Origin of the sequence: Pseudarthrobacter polychromogenes (genome assembly GCF_014644495.1) — a bacterium.
Lineage (GTDB): Bacteria > Actinomycetota > Actinomycetes > Actinomycetales > Micrococcaceae > Arthrobacter > Arthrobacter polychromogenes.
Genome location: NZ_BMKU01000001.1, coordinates 598,292 through 615,547 on the forward strand (window position 1 = coordinate 598,292; position 17,256 = coordinate 615,547).

Sequence of the window (17,256 nt, forward strand, 5' to 3'; positions counted from 1 at the left end):
TTCTCATGTCAGCACTCATGCCTGAAACTCGCATACGCGGAACGGAATACTTGTGCGGTCCTACTCCAGGATTTCAGCCAGGAATGCAGCAGTGTGGCTGGCGGTGGACTTGGCAAGCTGCTCAGGTGTTCCGGACGCGACCACCTGGCCGCCGCCGGAGCCGCCGTCAGGTCCGAGGTCCACGATCCAGTCCGCGCTCTTGATGACGTCCAGGTTGTGTTCGATGGTGATCACGGTGTTGCCCTTGTCCACCAGCCCCTGCAGGACCATCAGCAGCTTGCGGATGTCTTCGAAGTGGAGCCCGGTGGTCGGCTCATCCAGGACGTATACACTCCGTCCGTTGGAGCGCTTCTGCAGCTCCGCGGCCAGCTTGACGCGCTGGGCCTCGCCACCGGACAGCGTGGTGGCGGGCTGGCCCAGCCGGACATAGCCCAGTCCCACGTCCACCAGGGTGTTCAGGTGCCGGGCAATGGGTGAGAAGGCAGCGAAGAACTCCGCCCCCTCCTCGATGGGCATGTTCAGGACGTCCGCGATGGTCTTGCCCTTGTAATGCACCTCAAGGGTTTCCCGGTTGTAGCGCGCACCGTGGCATACCTCGCACGGGACGTAGACGTCCGGCAGGAAGTTCATCTCGATCTTCAGGGTGCCGTCACCGGAACAGGCCTCGCAGCGGCCACCCTTGACGTTGAACGAGAACCTGCCCGGAAGGTAGCCGCGCACCTTGGCTTCGGTGGTTTCGGCAAAGAGTTTCCGGATGTTGTCGAAGACGCCCGTGTACGTGGCGGGGTTGGAGCGCGGGGTGCGGCCGATGGGGCTCTGGTCCACGTGGACAACCTTGTCCAGGTGCTCCAGGCCCTGGACAGTCTTGTGCCGCCCGGCCACCTGCTTGGCGCCGTTGAGCTTGTTGGCCAGGACCTTGTACAGGATCTCGTTAACCAGGGTGGACTTGCCCGAGCCGCTCACCCCGGTGACAGCAGTGAAGAGGCCCAGCGGGAAGGCGGCGTCCACGTTCACGAGGTTGTTCTCACGCGCACCCACAACCTTCAGCTCGCGCTTCTTGTCGTACTTCCGGCGCTTCTTGGGGACTTCGATCTTCTTGCGCCCGGACAGGTAGTCGCCGGTCAGTGACGCAGTGTTCTCAAGCAGTTCCTTGTAGGAACCGGAGTGGACCACCTGGCCGCCGTGCTCCCCCGCGCCGGGTCCGATGTCCACAATCCAGTCCGCAACATGGATGGTGTCCTCGTCGTGTTCAACAACGATCAGCGTGTTGCCCATGTCCCGCAGCCGGGTGAGGGTGTCAATCAGCCGCCGGTTGTCGCGCTGGTGCAGGCCGATGGACGGCTCGTCCAGCACATAGAGGACTCCCACCAGGCCGGAACCGATCTGGGTGGCCAGGCGGATGCGCTGCGCTTCCCCGCCGGAAAGCGTCGCGGACGGACGTTCCAGGTTCAGGTATTCAAGGCCAACGTCGAGGAGGAACGTCAGGCGCGCCTGGATCTCCTTGAGCACCTGGTGGGCGATCTGCGCTTCGCGCCCGGTCAGCACCAGGTTGTTCAGGAAGTCGGCGCAGTCGCGCATGGGAAGGGCGGCGACATCGGCAATCGATTTGCCGTTGATCAGCACGGACAACGATGCCGGGTTGAGACGGGCACCGTTGCAGGCGGGGCAGGGAACCTGCCGCATGTACTCTTCGTAGCGGTCGCGGGCCCAGTCCGAGTCCGTCTCGCCGTGCTTGCGGTGGACGTACTGGATGGCGCCTTCGAAACCGGTGCTGTACTTGCGTTCCCGGCCAAACCGGTTCCGGTACTGCACCACCACTTTGTGGTCCTTGCCGTGCAGGACAGTCTGGCGCACGTCCTTGCCCAGTTTCTCCCACGGGGTGTCCATGGAGAAGCCGAGCTCCTTGGCCAGGCCCTCAAGCAGCCTGTTCCAGTATTCCGTGGTGGCCGTGCCCAGCGACCACGGTGCAATGGCGCCCTCGCCCAGGGAGAGTTCCGGGTTGGGAACGATCAGTTCCTCGTCCACTTCAAGCTTTGTGCCGATGCCGCTGCAGGCCGCGCAGGCGCCGAAGGGGTTGTTGAACGAGAAGGAGCGGGGCTCGATCTCGTCGATGGCAAGGGGGTGTTCGTTGGGGCAGGCCAGGTTTTCGGAGAAAGCGCGCAGCCGGCCGGGATCGTCCGCCTCAAGGTCCACGAACTCTGCCAGCACGCGGCCCTCGGCCAGGCCCAGGGCCGTCTCGATGGAGTCCGTGAGCCGCTGGCTGATGCCTTCCTTGACCACCAGGCGGTCCACCACCACCTCGATGGTGTGCTTGAACTGCTTGCCCAGCTTGGGCGGATCGCTCAGCTGCACCAGGTTTCCGTCCACCCGTGCGCGTGAGTAGCCCTTGGCGGTCAGTTCCTTGAAAAGATCGACAAACTCGCCTTTGCGTCCACGCACCACGGGAGCAAGCACCTGGAAGCGCGTGCCCTCCTCAAGCTCCAGCAGCTGGTCCACGATCTGCTGGGGCGTCTGCTTGGCCACGGGCTCGCCGCACACAGGACAGTGCGGACGGCCTACACGGGCCCAGAGCAGCCGCATGTAGTCGTAGATTTCGGTGATGGTGCCCACCGTGGAGCGGGGATTTTTGCTGGTGGACTTCTGGTCGATGGAGACTGCCGGCGACAAACCTTCGATGAAGTCGACGTCGGGCTTGTCCACCTGGCCCAGGAACTGGCGGGCGTAGGCGGACAGCGATTCAACGTAGCGCCGCTGGCCCTCCGCGAAGATGGTGTCGAAGGCAAGGGAGGACTTCCCGGATCCGGAGAGCCCGGTGAAGACGATCATCGCGTCCCGGGGCAGATCGAGGTCCACGTTGCGGAGGTTGTGCTCGCGGGCGCCCTTCACCACAAGGCGGGAAAGGTCCGGGCGCTGCGGGGCAGCCGCAGGGGGGACAGATAATGCAGTGGAGGGGGCGGAGGTTTCTTCAGCTACGGCTTTAGGCACCCCATAATGCTAATCGAAAACTTCTTCGAACTTGCACGGTTCCGCCCTCAGGGAACATCGTAGGCGGCAGCCAGCAGCTTCACTGCCTCGGCGAACGTGGCGCCCTGCGCCTTGGCAGCAGCGGCGTACGCTGCGGCCGCGGCGGAGAGCCCGCCGAGACGTTCATCACGTGCGCACACTACCGTACCGTTCCTGCCGCGGGTGGCCACCACCCCGGCCGCCTCAAGCTGTTTGTAGGCCCGGGCCACCGTGTGCGGAGCAACGTCAAGGGCCTCGGCCAACGCCCTGACCGCGGGCAGCCTGGTCCCGGGCGGCAGGGATCCGTTGTCCGCCAGGTGGATGACGTGCAGCCGAAGCTGCTCGAACAAAGCCACGGTGCTGGCGGTGTTGGGCCTCCACGTTCCGGGAAAGCCGGCTGCCGGCGTCAAATGCCCGCCTCGAGTGCGTCAGTCCGGCCCGGGCCCGCGGAGAACTGGGCGTTGTGCAGCCGGGCATAGTAGCTGTTGGCAGCCAGGAGGCTGTGGTGCGTGCCCTGTTCAACGATGCGTCCATGGTCCATGACCAGAATTAGATCAGCGTTGCGGATCGTGGACAAACGGTGGGCTATGACGAAGCTGGTCCTGCCCTGCCGCAGGCGCTGCATGGCCTGGCGGATCAGGAGCTCGGTCCTGGAGTCAACAGAACTGGTGGCTTCATCCAGGATCAGGACCGCCCTGCCCGCCAGTTGCGCGCGGGCGATGGTCAGCAGTTGCCGCTGGCCCTGGCTCAGGGGTTCACCACCGTTTTCCAGGACTGTGCCGTAACCGCCGGGCAGCGCCCTGACGAACCTGTCCACGTAACTGGCCTCGGCCGCCGCGATAATGCAGCTTTCCGTGGCTCCCGGCCGGCCGTAGGCAATGTTTTCCCGGATGGTGCCCGCGAAGAGCCACGCATCCTGGAGCACTACCCCGAACTGCTCCCGGAGCCGGTCCCGGGACATGGCCGCAACGTCCGTCCCGCCGATGGTTATCCGGCCGGAGCCGGGCTCGTAGAACCGCATCAGGAGGTTCACCACGGTGGTCTTCCCCGCACCCGTATGCCCCACGATAGCCACCGTTTGGCCCGGCTCCACGGAAAAGGAGAGGTTGTGTACTGCCGGGGCCGATTCCGGATAGCCGAAGGTGACGTCATTGAATACTATGCGTCCGCCTGGCGGTACCGCCTTAACCTCCGCGGGTTCCGGGGGATCCTCCTCCGTGTCAAGGAGGGCAAAGACGCGCGCGGCGGAGGCCACGCAGGACTGGATGAGGTTCAGCATGCCGCCGATCTGTCCCACGGGCTGGGTGAAGAGCCTGCTGAACTGGATGAAGGCCTGGATTCCGCCGATGGTCATGGCGCCGGCGATGACCTGGAGGGCACCCACCACGGCCACGGCGATGTAGTTGAGGTTGGAGATCAGCACCATCAGGGGCTGCACCATGCCGGCCGAGTACTGTGCTTTCGTGGCTGCGCGCGCGAGCCTGTCATTGCTCCGCCCGAAGATCTCTGCGGCCTGGGCCTGGTGCCCGAAGGCCTTAATGACCTCGTGTCCCGAGACAAACTCCTCTACATGCGCATTCAGCTCGCCGGTCTCGGTCCACTGCCCTGCGAAGTGCGCCTGGGAACGGCGGGCCACGAGAACGGTGATCAGGGTGGAGAGCGGGACGGTGGCAATGGCGATCGCAGCGAGCAGGGGCGAGATCCAGAGCATCATGGCCAGGGACCCACAGAGCATCAGGACGGACATGATCAGCTGCGTCAGGAGCTGGTTCATGGCCTGGGCGATATTGTCGATGTCGTTCGTCGCACGGCTCAGGACGTCGCCCCGGGACCGTTCCCGGAAGTAGGCGGACGGCAGCCGGTGCAGCTTGTCCTCAAGCGCAGCCCGCAGTCCGTACATGAGCCCCTGGACGGAGCGGGCAGTAAGCGCCCCCTGAATCCAGTTGAACAGTGAAGCAAGGACATACATCACGGCCACTGCGGCCAGCAGGAGGCCCAGCCGCCCCTCGTCCAAAGCTCCCTGGAGCACGCCTTCCACCACCACGTCCGTGGCGTCGCCAAGGTATTTCGGCGCCGCAACGTTGAGTCCGGCGAAGGCGCACGTTGCAGCTACGGCGCCGAGCATAAAACGCCTGAACGGCCGCAGCCGGCCCAGGAGCCGTCCGGCCGTGGGCCAGAACTTTTCAGCCGCTCCGGGAGCTGCAGCCGGCGGCGTCATACCGGCCCGTCCAGTGCCAGCTGCGAGTCTGCGATCTCCCGGTAGGTTGAGGAACTTTTTAGCAGCTCCAGGTGCGTACCCTGCGCCACCAGCTGACCGCCGTCGAGAACCAAAATGAGGTCCGCGTTTTCGACCGCGGAGATCCGTTCCGCCACCACAATGACCGTGGCGGCAGCGAGCCTGGCTGCCAGCGCCTGCCGCAGCCGTGTGTCGGTGTCGTAGTCGAGGGCTGAGAAGCTGTCATCGAAAAGGTAGAGCGGACTCTTCCGGAGCAGGGCCCGGGTGATGCACAGCCGCTGGCGCTGGCCGCCGGAAAGATTCGTTCCGCCCTGGCCCACTGGTGTGGCAAGCCCCAGCGGCAGTTCACGCATGAAGCGCATGGTCTGCGCTGCCTCGAGGGCGTCCCATAATTCTTCATCCGTGGCTTCCGGCGCGGCCATACGGAGGTTGTCTGCAATGGTGCCGGAAAACAGGTGGGAGTGCTGGGGAACTATCGACATGGCTGCGCGCAGGGTGTCCAGCGGCAGGTCCCGGATGTCCACACCGTCCAGGCTGATTGTCCCTGCCGTGGAATCGAGGAACCGGGGAATCAGGTTGAGCAGCGTGGACTTACCACTTCCTGTAGAGCCCACGATGGCCGTGGTGGTTCCCGGTCCGGCCGTGAAGCTGATCTCCGCCAGGACAGGAGCTTCGGCGCCTGGGTGCGAAAAACCCACCCCGCTGAACTGCACAACCCCATGGGCGTCCTGCAGCCGGAATCCGCGGCCCGCCGTCCGCAGCCCGGCATTGGCTTCCTGCGGATCGCGCACCGACGGTTCAGTGGTGAGCACTGCTCCGATGCGCTCCGCGCAGACTGCCGCCCGCGGCGCCGTCATCAGGACGTACATCGCCATCATGATGGCGAGCAGGATTTGCAGGATATAGGCAATGAATGCGGCCAGCGCTCCGATGTTCATCAGGCCGGTTTGGATCCGGTGGCCGCCGAACCACACAACGGCCACGGAAGAGATGTTGACCACGAGCATGATGAGCGGCAGCATTCCCGCCACCAGGAGTGCTGACTGGAGATTGTTTGCCGTCAGGCTGCTGTTGGTCCGGGCGAAACGCCGGACCTCGTGGTCCTGGCGCACGAATGCCCGGATGACATTGGCGCCCATGATCTGTTCGCGGAGGACGCCCCCTGCGCGGTCCAGGAGGTCCTGGCCCTCGCGGTAGAGGGGAATGAGGCGCCGCACGATGAGGTACATGATCAGCAGGAGCAGTGGCACGATGACGATCACTACGGCGGACAGTGCCACGTCCTGCTGGAGGGCAAGGACGATGCCTCCCAGGCCCATCGCCGGTCCCGCTACCAGCATGGTGAACACCAGCACGGAGAACGCCTGGATCTGCTGGGTGTCGTTGGTGGCCCGGGTGGTAAGGCTCTGGGTGCCGAAGGCTGCCACTTCCTGTGAGGACAGTGACTGGATTTTGGTGAAGATTTCGGCCCGAAGCTGGTGCCCGATCCTCATTGCCACCACGGCCGCCAGGTAGCCTGCCGCTATGGCTGCTGCTGCCTGGACGACGGCTACGGCCGCCATGACGACGCCCAGGCGGGTGATGACGGCATTGTTCCCGGCCACGATCCCGTCGTCGATGATCGCGGCGTTGACCGTAGGCAGCATCAACGTGGCGGCCGCCTGGACCAACTGGAGAACAACGATGGCAACCACAGGGGCTTTGTGGGCCCCGAGCAGCCGCCTCATTAGTCCGATCAGCAACGTACCTCCACTCAGGTCAGTCAGCCGAGGGGGCAGCCGGCGGTAGCCTCTCCCCCATCAGCCACCCCGTTATTGTAAGCCAGATCACTTTCCACTGTTGTCACACCACGTGACTGCATTGTCGAGGCACTGCAGCGGACTGATCCCGGTCACGGCTTTTTGCGGCCCACCGCAAAGATCCTGCGGAAGGGATACACCGTGCCATGCCCGGTCTGCGGGTAGGCCTCCCGGAGCGCTGTTGCGTACTCCGCCTCGAACTTGGCTGCATCAGGCGCGGAGAGGGCAGCCAGGACGGGCCGCAGCGCCGTGCCGCGGACCCACTCCAGGACAGCGTCCCTGCCTGGCAGGACCTGCTGGTATGTGGTCTCCCAGGCATCGGCTGTAAACCCGGCGTCGAGCAGGATATGGAGGTAGTCCGCAGGCTCGCCCACCGATTCCCCGCCGCGCAGGACACCGCCCAGCTGTGGCGCCCACTTCTCTGAGCCCGCCAGCCCGCGCATCAGTGCGTGGGACGCGGCGTTGAAGTTCCCGGGGACCTGGAGGGCGAACCAGGCGCCGGGCCGGAGGGCATCCAGCCAAGAACGCATCATCTCCTGATGGCCCGGCACCCACTGCAGGGCGGCATTGGTCACCACCACGTCAGTCTCCGTGGAGGGTTTCCAGCCGGCGATATCGGCCTGCTCGAAGCGCAGGCCCCCGCCCGCCCCGGTCAGCGCCGCAGTTTTGGCGAGCATCTCGGAGGAGGAGTCAACGCCCACCACCTCCGCGGCGGGCCAGCGCTCCGCCAGCGTCGCTGTCAGGTTTCCCGGTCCGCAGCCAAGGTCCACCACCTGTACGGGACGGTCCGCGTGGACCCTCCCCGTCAGGTCGAAAAAAGGCCGGTGCCGGTGATCGCCGAACTGGACGTATTTCGCCGGATCCCATTCCATGTCCATCTCCACGCCTTGAAGCCGTCACGTCTACGGGCGAAGCCTAACCCGGGCCAGGCGGAATCCCGGGCCCGGCCGGGCACTAAGCTGGAAATCAATGAAACTCGTTGATCAGCTGACCGAACTTTCCGCCCCCAGCCTGCCTGCCGGCGTCGACCCCGATGACCTCTATACCCGGTTTGTGGAGTGGACAGAAAGCCGGGGACTGGCCCTGTACCCGGCGCAGGACGAGGCGATTATGGAGCTGGCAACCGGGGCCAACGTCATTTTGGCTACGCCCACCGGGTCCGGGAAGTCCCTGGTGGCCATCGCGGCCCACTTCCAGGCCATGGCCCAGGGCCGGCGCAGTTACTACACTGCGCCCATCAAGGCGCTGGTCTCCGAAAAGTTTTTTGCCCTGTGCGACATTTTCGGTGCTGAGAACGTGGGGATGATCACGGGAGATTCCGGCGTGAACCAGGATGCGCCCATCATCTGCTGCACGGCGGAGATCCTGGCCAACACCGCACTCCGCGAAGGGGCGGCCGCGGAACTGGGGACCGTCATCATGGACGAGTTCCATTTCTACTCCGACCCGCAGCGCGGCTGGGCCTGGCAGGTGCCCCTGCTGGAGCTCCCGCAGGCACAGTTCCTCCTGATGTCCGCCACGCTTGGCGACGTCAGCCGGTTCGAGGAAGGCCTGACGCATCTGACCGGGCGGCCCACCACCACGGTGAGCTCCGCGGAGCGGCCCATTCCGCTGCATTACTACTACCACGAGACGCCGGTCCACGAGACCCTGGAGGAACTGCTTTCCACCAAGCAGGTGCCGGTGTACGTGGTGCATTTCAGCCAGATCGAAGCGATCGACCGCGCCCAGACCCTGATGAGCATCAATGTCTGCACCCGCGAGGAGAAGGACGCGATCGCGGAGCTGATCGCGAACTTCAGGTTCGCGGCCGGCTTCGGCAAGACACTGAACCGGCTGGTCCGCCACGGCATCGGTGTGCACCACGCGGGGATGCTGCCGAAGTACCGCCGTCTGGTGGAACAGCTCGCCCAGGCGGGGCTTTTGAAGGTCATTTGCGGCACTGACACGCTGGGCGTGGGCATCAACGTGCCCATCCGCACCGTCCTGCTGACCGCCCTGAGCAAGTACGACGGCGTCCGCACCCGCCTGCTTAACTCCCGTGAGTTCCACCAGATTGCGGGCAGGGCAGGCCGGGCCGGGTACGACACCGCTGGGACGGTCGTGGTCCAGGCCCCCGAGCACGTAACCGAGAATGCGAAGGCCATGGCCAAGGCTGTCGCCAAGTTTGGTGACGATCAGAAAAAGCTCCGCCAGGTGGTCAAGAAGAAGCCGCCGGAGGGCTTTGTGAGCTGGGGAGAACCAACGTTCAAGCGGCTCGTCGAATCGGCGCCTGACCCGTTGACATCGAGCTTCTCCGTGACCCACGCAATGCTGATGAACCTGATGGAACGGCCCGGCGACCCGTTTGCCGCTGCCCGCCGCCTGCTGACCGAAAACCACGAGTCCCGGTCCTCCCAGCTGCAGCTCATGAAGAAGGCGCTGGGCATTTACCGGGAGTTGCTCGCGGCGGAAGTCGTGGAGCGGATCCCCGCCGAGGAGCAGGGACCCGACGGCCGCACCGTCCGGCTGACTGTGCACCTGCAGCCGAACTTCGCACTGAACCAGCCGCTGTCCCCCTTTGCACTTGCCGCACTGGAACTGCTGGATCCGGAGTCGCCGTCGTACGCCCTGGACGTGGTGTCCGTGATCGAGGCGACCCTGGAGAAACCGCGCCAGATCCTCTCCGCGCAGCAGAAGAAGGCCCGCGGCGAGGCGGTGGCGGCCATGAAGGCGGACGGCATCGACTACGACCAGCGCATGGCCATGCTGGACAGCGTTACCTACCCCCAGCCCCTGGCGGAAATCCTGGGCGAAGCCTTCGAGGTGTACCGGAAGGCTGCGCCCTGGGTGGGCGACTTCGAGCTGGCGCCCAAGTCGGTGGTCCGGGACATGTACGAGCGCGCCATGAACTTCGGCGAGTTCGTACAGTTCTACGGACTGGCCCGTTCGGAGGGCATCGTCCTGCGCTACCTTGCGGACGCCTTCAAGGCCCTCCGCCAGACTGTCCCGCAGGACATGCTCCGCGATGACCTGGAGGACCTCGTCGCGTGGCTCGGCGAGCTGGTCCGGCAGGTGGACTCCAGCCTCCTGGACGAATGGGAGGAACTTGCGTCCGGCCTGGCACCCACACCGCATGATGCTCCCCCGCCTCCCCCGCCGTCGCTCACGTCCAACATCCGGGCCTTCCGGGTGATGGTCCGCAACGAGATGTTCCGCCGCGTGGAACTCTTTGCTGACGAGGACGCGGCAGCGCTGGGCGAACTCGACGGTGCCGCAGGCTGGAATGCCGAGCGCTGGGAAGACGCCCTGGACGACTACTTCGATGAACACGATGACATCGGAACCGGGCCTGATGCCCGCGGACCGGCGCTGCTCATCATCACCGAGGAACGGGTCCGGTGGAAGGTTCGGCAGATCTTCGAGGATCCGGCCGGCAACCACGACTGGGGCATTTCCGCCGAGGTTGACCTGGCCGCCTCCGACGAGACGGGCACCGCCGTGATCAAGGTGACGGAGGTCAACCGGCTCTGACCGGTCACACGCCGGGGCGGACACCGGACGGTAAGCTCAAACAATGAGTGTAATCCGCCCCGCAACCCGGCAAGACGTACCAGCGATCCTTCGGATGATCCACGAGCTGGCGCACTACGAGAAGGAGCCGGACGCCGTCCGGAACACACCGGAAATGCTCCAGGAAGTGCTGTTCGGCGAGAACCCGCGCGTGTTCGCAGCCATGGCGGAAAACGAGGCAGGGGAAGTCCAGGGTTTCGCCCTGTGGTTCCTCAACTATTCCACCTGGGAAGGCGTCCACGGGATCTACCTGGAGGACCTCTACGTCAGCCCGGAGGCCCGCGGCGAAGGGCACGGAAAGGCACTGCTCCAGCACCTGGCCGCCACCGCCGTGGACAACGGATACGCCAGGGTGGAATGGAGCGTCCTGGACTGGAACGAGCCGTCCATCAACTTCTACCGCAGCCTTGGCGCCAGGCCCATGGACGGCTGGTCCACATTCCGGCTCACCGGCCAGGCACTCGAACGGTTCGGCAGCGCCGTCCCGGCCCGCGCCAATGGCTGACGCACGCATGCCGGCGCTGGCCGGCCCTGCGGTCCGGGTACAGCACGAGGTAAAGGCACGGCACCAGTTCCGTGGCATGCGCACCGTTGAACACTTCTTCAGGGTGCCGCTGGACCATTTCGGCAACTCCCGCAACGGCGAAACCATCACCCTTTTTGCCCGCGAATACGTCTCGGCCGCGCACTCCGAGGAACAGGCCGCAGAGCTTCCGTGGCTGCTGTTCCTCCAGGGCGGCCCGGGCGGGCGGGGCAACAGGTTCGGATCCCTGGGCGGCTGGAGCAAGGCGGCCGCCAGGGACTTCCGGATCCTGATGCTGGACCAGCGGGGCACCGGCCTCTCCTCCCCCATTGACCGCACCACACTTCCGCTGCGCGGACCGGCCGCGGCCCAGGCCGCGTACCTGGAACACTTCCGTGCCGATTCCATCGTGGCCGACGCCGAGCTGATCCGGGACGCCCTGGGGGCACGCCCGTGGACGGTTTACGGGCAGAGCTACGGCGGCTTTTGTGCCCTGACCTATCTGTCTTTTGCCCCGGAGGGCCTCCGGGAAGTACTGGTCACCGGCGGCCTTGCGCCCCTGGCCGGCCCGGCCGAGGACGTCTACCGCGCCACGTTCCAGCGCGTGGCCGCCCGGAACGCCGAGTACTTCGCCTGGTACCCGGAAGACCGTTTCGCGGTTGAGCGGATTGCCCGCCACCTGCGGCACACCCCGGAATTCCTGCCCGACGGCGGTCCGCTCACCGTGGAGCGCTTCCAGATGGTGGGTGCTTTCCTGGGCGGGAACACCAGGGTGGACAGCCTGCACCACCTGCTGGAGGATGCCTTCACGGAGACCGCCGGAGGCCCACGGCTGTCCGACGCCTTCCTGGACCAGGTGCAGGGCATCGTGTCCCGCCGCTCCAATCCCCTGTACGCGCTGATGCATGAGTCCATCTACGGCCAGGGGCAGGCCACCGGCTGGGCTGCCTGGCGCGTGCTGGACGAGTATCCGGAGTTCAGGCCGGACGCGGAGCCGCTGCTGCTGACCGGCGAAATGGTCTATCCCTGGTACTTCGAGCAGGACCCGGCACTTCGGCCCCTCCGGGAGGTGGCGGACCTGCTGGCCGCCAAAGAGGACTGGAAACCGCTTTACGATCGCGGGCAACTGGCAGCAAACACGGTTCCGGTGGCCGCCGCCGTCTACTCGGACGATATCTATGTGGACCGGAAGCTGTCCCTGGACACGGCGTCCGCCGTCAGCGGGCTGCAGGTATGGGAGTCCGGCGACTTCCACCACGACGGTATCGCCGATGACGGGGAAGGGATCTTCGCCCGGCTCCTGGGCATGGCACGCTCAGGCGGCCGCTGACTGCCGCCGGCCGGCCATGACGGTCAGGAACGCCGCGGCCAGGACAGCTGCGCCCACGGCACCTCCCAGGAGGTTGAGCCCCAGGTAGCCAATCCAGCTGAGGACCAAACCGGACACCGCCCCGCCAACGGCGCCGGCAGCACCCATCAGCATGTCGGACACGCCCTGGACCGCAACCCGCGACTCCTGCGCCACGCTTTCGGCCAGCAGCGTGGAGCCGGACACGGTGGCCGCGGACCAGCCCAGGCCCAGCAGGACCAGGCCCACCGCCACGGCCGCGGTGGATGCCTGGCCGAACCCGGCGACAGCCACGGCCATCATCAGCAGGGTAAAACCGATCATGATGGTCTGGGCCCTGCCCGCCTTGTCCGTCAGCCAGCCCATCACGGGCGACAGGGCGAACATCCCGGCGATGTGCAGTGAGATGGTGAACCCGATGATCACCAGTACGTCGCCGGACGCCGTGTGGCCTGCATGGCTGGCACCCGGGCCCTCCACCAGCTCCTGCAGGTGCAGGGGCGTCATGGACATCACGCCCACCATGACGGCGTGGGCTCCGACGACGGCGGCCACGGCCAGGAGCGCGGTCCGGGAGCCGCGGATGGCGCGCAGGCCCCGGGCGAGCGTCCCGCCGTCGTGCGCGCCCTGTCCGGCAGGGACGTTACCTGCACGGCCGTCCACCCGCGGCGCCGCCGGCGGCTCCACGGCCTGCGCGGCCCGCAGACCCTCACGCGCCTGCTGGGCGGCGAGTTCCCTGGCGAGCAGCAGCGGGTCCGGCCGAAGCCCAACAAAGAGCAGAACGGCTGCCAGCAGCAGGCCGGCCCCGGAAATCACGAAGGGCCCGGCAACGGGCGGAAGACCCAGCGCCTGGCCCACCACGGTGCCGGGCTGGATCAGGTTGGGTCCGGTGACGGCGCCGATGGTGACGGCCCAGACCACTGTTGACAGGGCCAGGCCGCGGTGGTCTGGGTCGGCGAGGTCCACCGCGGCGAAGCGCGCCTGCAGGCTGGCGGCGCTGCCCACTCCGATGCCGGCGGCCCCCAGCACCAGCAATACGAAGAGGCCGGACACCACCGCGAGCACCATCAGCACAGCACCCGCCAGGGCCGCGGACAGCCCGGCTACCTGCCCGATCCGGCGTCCCCGGCGGTCTGCCAGGGCGGCAAGAGGCAGTGCTGCCAGCGCCGCACCCAGCGTCATTACTGTGGCCACGGCACCCGCCCAGGCGCTGGACCCTGACAGCTCTACCGCGAGGATCGACCCGATGGACACCGTGGCGCCGGTACCAATGCCGCCGAAAACCTGGGCCGTGCCCAGCAGCGCCACGGTGCGCCGCTGCACCCGGCGCACCCCTTGTTCCGTCATCAGGATTGGACCCATGCACCGAGCATAGTCCCCGCCGCGCCGCGCAGCAGGGACGGTTTAAAGCAGGCAATCCCGGCCGCACGGCGGCCGGGATTGCCTGCTTGTATCGGGAGGAAAGGGCTACTCGGCGTCGCTGTGGCTCTTCCGGATGTCCTCTTCGAGGCGGGGGTCCAGGTGCGCTTCCTTGGCCTTGGAGCTGACCAGGCTGGCGATCACGGCGATCACGATGGTGCCAACGATGACTGCCAGGGAGACGAACGTGGGGATTTCGGGAGCCCATTCGATGTGCTGCCCGCCGTTGATGAACGGCAGTTCGTTTACGTGCATGGCGTGCAGGACGAGCTTGACCCCGATGAAGGCCAGGATGAAGGACAGCGCGTGCTTGAGGTAGATCAGGCGGTTCATCAGGCCACCGAGCAGGAAGTACAGCTGGCGCAGGCCCATCAGGGCAAACAGGTTGGCCGTGAACACGATGAACGGGCTCTGGGTGAGGCCGAAGATTGCGGGGATGGAGTCGACGGCGAAGAGCAGGTCCGTGAGGCCGATGGTGATGAACACGATCAGCATCGGGGTGAAGACCCTCTTGCCGTCCACGGTGGTGCGCAGCTTGTTGCCGTCGAAGTTCTCCGACATGGGGAAGACCTTGCGGATCTTGGCGATGAGCGGGTTTTCGCGGTCTTCTTCGTCTTCGCCCTCATCCTGGGCCTGCTTCCAGGCAGTCCACAGCAGGAACGCGCCGAAGATGTAGAACACCCAGCTGAACTGCTCAATGACGATGGCGCCGAGCAGGATGAAGATGCCGCGCAGGATCAGGGCGATGATGATGCCCACCATCAGCACTTCCTGCTGGTATTTCCGGGGCACGGAGAAGCGGGCCATGATGATGATGAAGACAAACAGGTTGTCGATGCTGAGGCTGTATTCCGTCACCCAGCCGGCGACGAACTGGCCGCCGTACTCAGGGCCGGTGAAGGCGAACATGGCCCCGGCGAACACCAGGGCGAGGCTGACATAAAACGCTACCCACAGTCCGGCTTCCTTCATGGAAGGTTCATGGGGACGCCGGACCACCAAGAGAAGGTCAATCAGGAGGATCAGGCCGAGGACGACAAGTGAGCCGACTTCGAACCACACGGGCAATTCGAGCACAGGGTAGCCTTTCGCAGGGTACAGAGATGCGGTGTAAGTCTCTCCGGCCTGCCTGTGCACTTGGTGCTGAAATGGCGGCCCGCTACGCCCGGCCTGGCAACTATGCCCTGCGTGTTGACGATCGTAGCGCTCGGGATACTCCCCTACGTGACCTTAACTGTACCGCAGTCACCCGGGCCGCCCGTCCCCCGTCACCTTTGTGTCAGGCGTGCCCTGCCGCCTGCATCTGCCGCAGTTCCTTTTTCAGCTCGCTCACTTCGTCCCTGATCCTGGCTGCCACCTCGAACTGCAGTTCGGCGGCAGCACCGTGCATCTGCTCCGTCAGCTGCTCGATCAGCCCCACCAGATCCTCCGCCGGTGCTGCTGCGAGGCCGTCGGAGCGCACCTGGGCGGCACCCTTCGCTGCGGACTTCCGCTTGCCGCCCTTGGCCAGCCGGCTGTTGTTGAGCAGCTCCTGGGTGTCGGCGTCTTCCTTGGCCAGTTGGTCGGTGATGTCCGCGATCTTCTTACGCAGCGGCTGCGGGTCCACCCCATGCTCGGTGTTGTAGGCCACCTGGATGGCGCGGCGCCGGTTGGTCTCGTCGATGGCATGCGCCATGGAGTCCGTGATCCGGTCGGCGTACATGTGCACCTGGCCCGAGACGTTACGGGCGGCGCGCCCGATGGTCTGGATCAGTGAGGTTGAGGAGCGCAGGAAGCCTTCCTTGTCCGCGTCCAGGATGCTGACCAGGGACACTTCCGGGAGGTCCAGGCCCTCACGAAGCAGGTTGATGCCCACCAGGACGTCGAATTTGCCCATCCGGAGTTCGCGCAGCAGCTCAACTCGCCGCAGGGTGTCCACGTCGGAGTGGAGGTACTCCACCTTGATTCCGTGGCCCAGGAGGTAGTCGGTGAGGTCCTCGGCCATCCGCTTGGTGAGGGTGGTGACCAGGATGCGCTCGTCCTTGGCGGTACGGGTCTTGATCTCCCCCAGCAGGTCATCGATCTGGCCCTTGGTGGGCTTGACCACCACCTCGGGATCGATGAGCCCGGTGGGCCGGATGATCTGCTGGACGAACCCGTCGGCCTTGCCGAGCTCGTACTTGCCGGGGGTGGCCGACAGGTAGACGGTCTGGCCGACGCGCTGAAGGAACTCGTCCCATTTCAGCGGCCTGTTGTCCATGGCTGAGGGCAGCCGGAAGCCGAAGTCCACCAGGTTCCGCTTGCGGGACATGTCGCCCTCGTACATCGCGCCGATCTGCGGGATGGTCACGTGGGATTCGTCCACCACCAGGAGGAAGTCGTCCGGGAAGTAGTCGAGGAGGCAGTGCGGTGCCGTGCCTGGGGCTCGGCCGTCAATGTGCGAGGAGTAGTTCTCGATGCCGTTGCAGAAGCCCATCTGCTGCATCATTTCGAGGTCGTAGTTGGTCCGCATGCGGAGGCGCTGCGCCTCCACCAGCTTGTTCTGGCCCTCCAGCACCTTCAGCCGGTCGGCGAGTTCGTCCTCAATACGCTTAATGGCCCTGGACATGCGCTCGGGCCCGGCCACGTAGTGGGAGGCGGGGAAGACATACATTTCCTCTTCGTCCCTGATGACCTCGCCGGTGAGCGGGTGGAGCGTGTGGATATTCTCGATTTCGTCACCGAAGAACTCGATCCGGATGGCCAGTTCCTCGTACATCGGGATGATCTCCACGGTGTCCCCGCGGACCCGGAACGTGCCCCGGTGGAAGTCCATGTCATTGCGGGCGTACTGCATGGACACGAACTTCCGGAGGAGGTCGTCCCGGTTCATCTCGGCGCCCTTGCGGAGCGTGACCATGCCGGCGATGTATTCCTCCGGTGTACCCAGGCCGTAGATGCAGGACACTGTAGCCACGACGATCACATCCCGCCGGGTCAGCAAGGCGTTCGTGGCGGAGTGGCGGAGCCTTTCAACTTCCTCGTTGATGGAGGAGTCCTTCTCGATGAAGGTGTCCGTCTGCGCCACATACGCTTCGGGCTGGTAGTAGTCGTAGTAGGACACGAAGTATTCCACCGCGTTGTTGGGCAGCAGTTCGCGGAATTCGTTGGCCAGCTGTGCCGCGAGGGTCTTGTTCTGGACCATCACCAGGGTGGGCCGTTGGACCTGTTCGATCAGCCAGGCCGTGGTGGCGCTCTTACCTGTACCCGTGGCGCCGAGAAGCACCACGTCCTTTTCGCCGTTCTTGATGCGCTCCGTCAGTTCGGCAATGGCGGCGGGTTGATCGCCCGCGGGCTTGAATTCGCTGATGACCTCAAAGGGCGCCACAACACGGTTGATATCCTGCGCAAGGCTCAT

At 65.5% G+C, this 17,256-nt stretch carries 11 protein-coding genes; 3 read left to right on the top strand and 8 right to left on the bottom strand.

What is annotated here, in order from left to right; translation table 11 throughout:
- Positions 1 to 60: 60 nt before the first annotated feature.
- The 5 genes from uvrA to IEX43_RS02995 all read right to left on the bottom strand — a co-directional run bounded on the left by uvrA (position 61) and on the right by IEX43_RS02995 (position 7,910).
- Entirely contained in the window at positions 61 to 2,985 is a 2,925-nt protein-coding gene (uvrA, locus tag IEX43_RS02975) for an excinuclease ABC subunit UvrA (protein ID WP_188808974.1), read from the bottom strand.
- A gap of 47 nt (positions 2,986 to 3,032) precedes the next feature.
- Positions 3,033 to 3,413: a GntR family transcriptional regulator gene (locus tag IEX43_RS02980; RefSeq protein ID WP_188808975.1), complete on the bottom strand. Its 381-nt coding sequence runs from the start codon at positions 3,411 to 3,413 to the stop codon at positions 3,033 to 3,035.
- Complete coding sequence (locus IEX43_RS02985) at positions 3,410 to 5,221, bottom strand: ABC transporter ATP-binding protein (protein WP_188808976.1); 1,812 nt, start codon at positions 5,219 to 5,221, stop codon at positions 3,410 to 3,412. Before IEX43_RS02985 ends, IEX43_RS02980 begins: the two co-directional genes overlap by 4 nt.
- Positions 5,218 to 6,966: an ABC transporter ATP-binding protein gene (locus tag IEX43_RS02990; protein ID WP_188809067.1), complete on the bottom strand. Its 1,749-nt coding sequence runs from the start codon at positions 6,964 to 6,966 to the stop codon at positions 5,218 to 5,220. The genes IEX43_RS02985 and IEX43_RS02990 overlap by 4 nt, the downstream gene beginning before the upstream one ends.
- A 164-nt stretch (positions 6,967 to 7,130) precedes the next feature.
- On the bottom strand, positions 7,131 to 7,910 hold the full coding sequence (locus IEX43_RS02995) for a trans-aconitate 2-methyltransferase (protein WP_188809068.1): 780 nt from the start codon (positions 7,908 to 7,910) through the stop codon (positions 7,131 to 7,133).
- Positions 7,911 to 8,007: 97 nt separating this feature from the next.
- On the opposite strand from IEX43_RS02995, the gene IEX43_RS03000 reads away from it, so the two are divergent.
- The 3 genes from IEX43_RS03000 to IEX43_RS03010 are packed head-to-tail and all read left to right on the top strand — an operon-like array spanning position 8,008 to position 12,443.
- Positions 8,008 to 10,551 (top strand): DEAD/DEAH box helicase, encoded by a 2,544-nt coding sequence (locus tag IEX43_RS03000; RefSeq protein WP_188808977.1) that lies wholly within the window; start codon positions 8,008 to 8,010, stop codon positions 10,549 to 10,551.
- 43 nt (positions 10,552 to 10,594) lie between these two features.
- Positions 10,595 to 11,095 carry a GNAT family N-acetyltransferase gene (locus IEX43_RS03005; RefSeq protein WP_188808978.1) on the top strand — a complete coding sequence of 167 codons (501 nt, stop codon included), beginning with the start codon at positions 10,595 to 10,597 and terminating at the stop codon, positions 11,093 to 11,095.
- Positions 11,088 to 12,443, top strand: a complete 1,356-nt coding sequence (locus IEX43_RS03010) for an alpha/beta fold hydrolase (protein WP_188808979.1) — start codon at positions 11,088 to 11,090, stop codon at positions 12,441 to 12,443. The genes IEX43_RS03005 and IEX43_RS03010 overlap by 8 nt, the downstream gene beginning before the upstream one ends.
- On the opposite strand, the gene IEX43_RS03015 is transcribed toward IEX43_RS03010, so the two are convergent.
- The 3 genes from IEX43_RS03015 to uvrB all read right to left on the bottom strand — a co-directional run bounded on the left by IEX43_RS03015 (position 12,429) and on the right by uvrB (position 17,256).
- Positions 12,429 to 13,823 (bottom strand): MFS transporter, encoded by a 1,395-nt coding sequence (locus IEX43_RS03015; RefSeq protein ID WP_188808980.1) that lies wholly within the window; start codon positions 13,821 to 13,823, stop codon positions 12,429 to 12,431. The two genes, IEX43_RS03010 and IEX43_RS03015, sit on opposite strands and share 15 nt — an antisense overlap.
- Before the next feature lie 105 nt (positions 13,824 to 13,928).
- Entirely contained in the window at positions 13,929 to 14,957 is a 1,029-nt protein-coding gene (locus tag IEX43_RS03020; protein WP_188808981.1) for a TerC family protein, read from the bottom strand.
- 202 nt (positions 14,958 to 15,159) lie between these two features.
- Positions 15,160 to 17,256: an excinuclease ABC subunit UvrB gene (uvrB, locus tag IEX43_RS03025; RefSeq protein ID WP_104187347.1), complete on the bottom strand. Its 2,097-nt coding sequence runs from the start codon at positions 17,254 to 17,256 to the stop codon at positions 15,160 to 15,162.

What these genes read in the sequence shown, in the direction of transcription:
- IEX43_RS02985 (WP_188808976.1), bottom strand. Translation starts at nt 5,221, where the DNA reads ATGACGCCGCCGGCTGCAGCTCCCGGAGCGGCTGAAAAGTTCTGGCCC.
- IEX43_RS02990 (WP_188809067.1), bottom strand. Translation starts at nt 6,966, where the DNA reads ATGAGGCGGCTGCTCGGGGCCCACAAAGCCCCTGTGGTTGCCATCGTT.
- IEX43_RS02995 (WP_188809068.1), bottom strand. Translation starts at nt 7,910, where the DNA reads ATGGAATGGGATCCGGCGAAATACGTCCAGTTCGGCGATCACCGGCAC.
- IEX43_RS03000 (WP_188808977.1), top strand. Translation starts at nt 8,008, where the DNA reads ATGAAACTCGTTGATCAGCTGACCGAACTTTCCGCCCCCAGCCTGCCT.
- IEX43_RS03005 (WP_188808978.1), top strand. Translation starts at nt 10,595, where the DNA reads ATGAGTGTAATCCGCCCCGCAACCCGGCAAGACGTACCAGCGATCCTT.
- IEX43_RS03010 (WP_188808979.1), top strand. Translation starts at nt 11,088, where the DNA reads ATGGCTGACGCACGCATGCCGGCGCTGGCCGGCCCTGCGGTCCGGGTA.
- IEX43_RS03015 (WP_188808980.1), bottom strand. Translation starts at nt 13,823, where the DNA reads ATGGGTCCAATCCTGATGACGGAACAAGGGGTGCGCCGGGTGCAGCGG.
- uvrB (WP_104187347.1), bottom strand. Translation starts at nt 17,256, where the DNA reads ATGAGCCTTGCGCAGGATATCAACCGTGTTGTGGCGCCCTTTGAGGTC.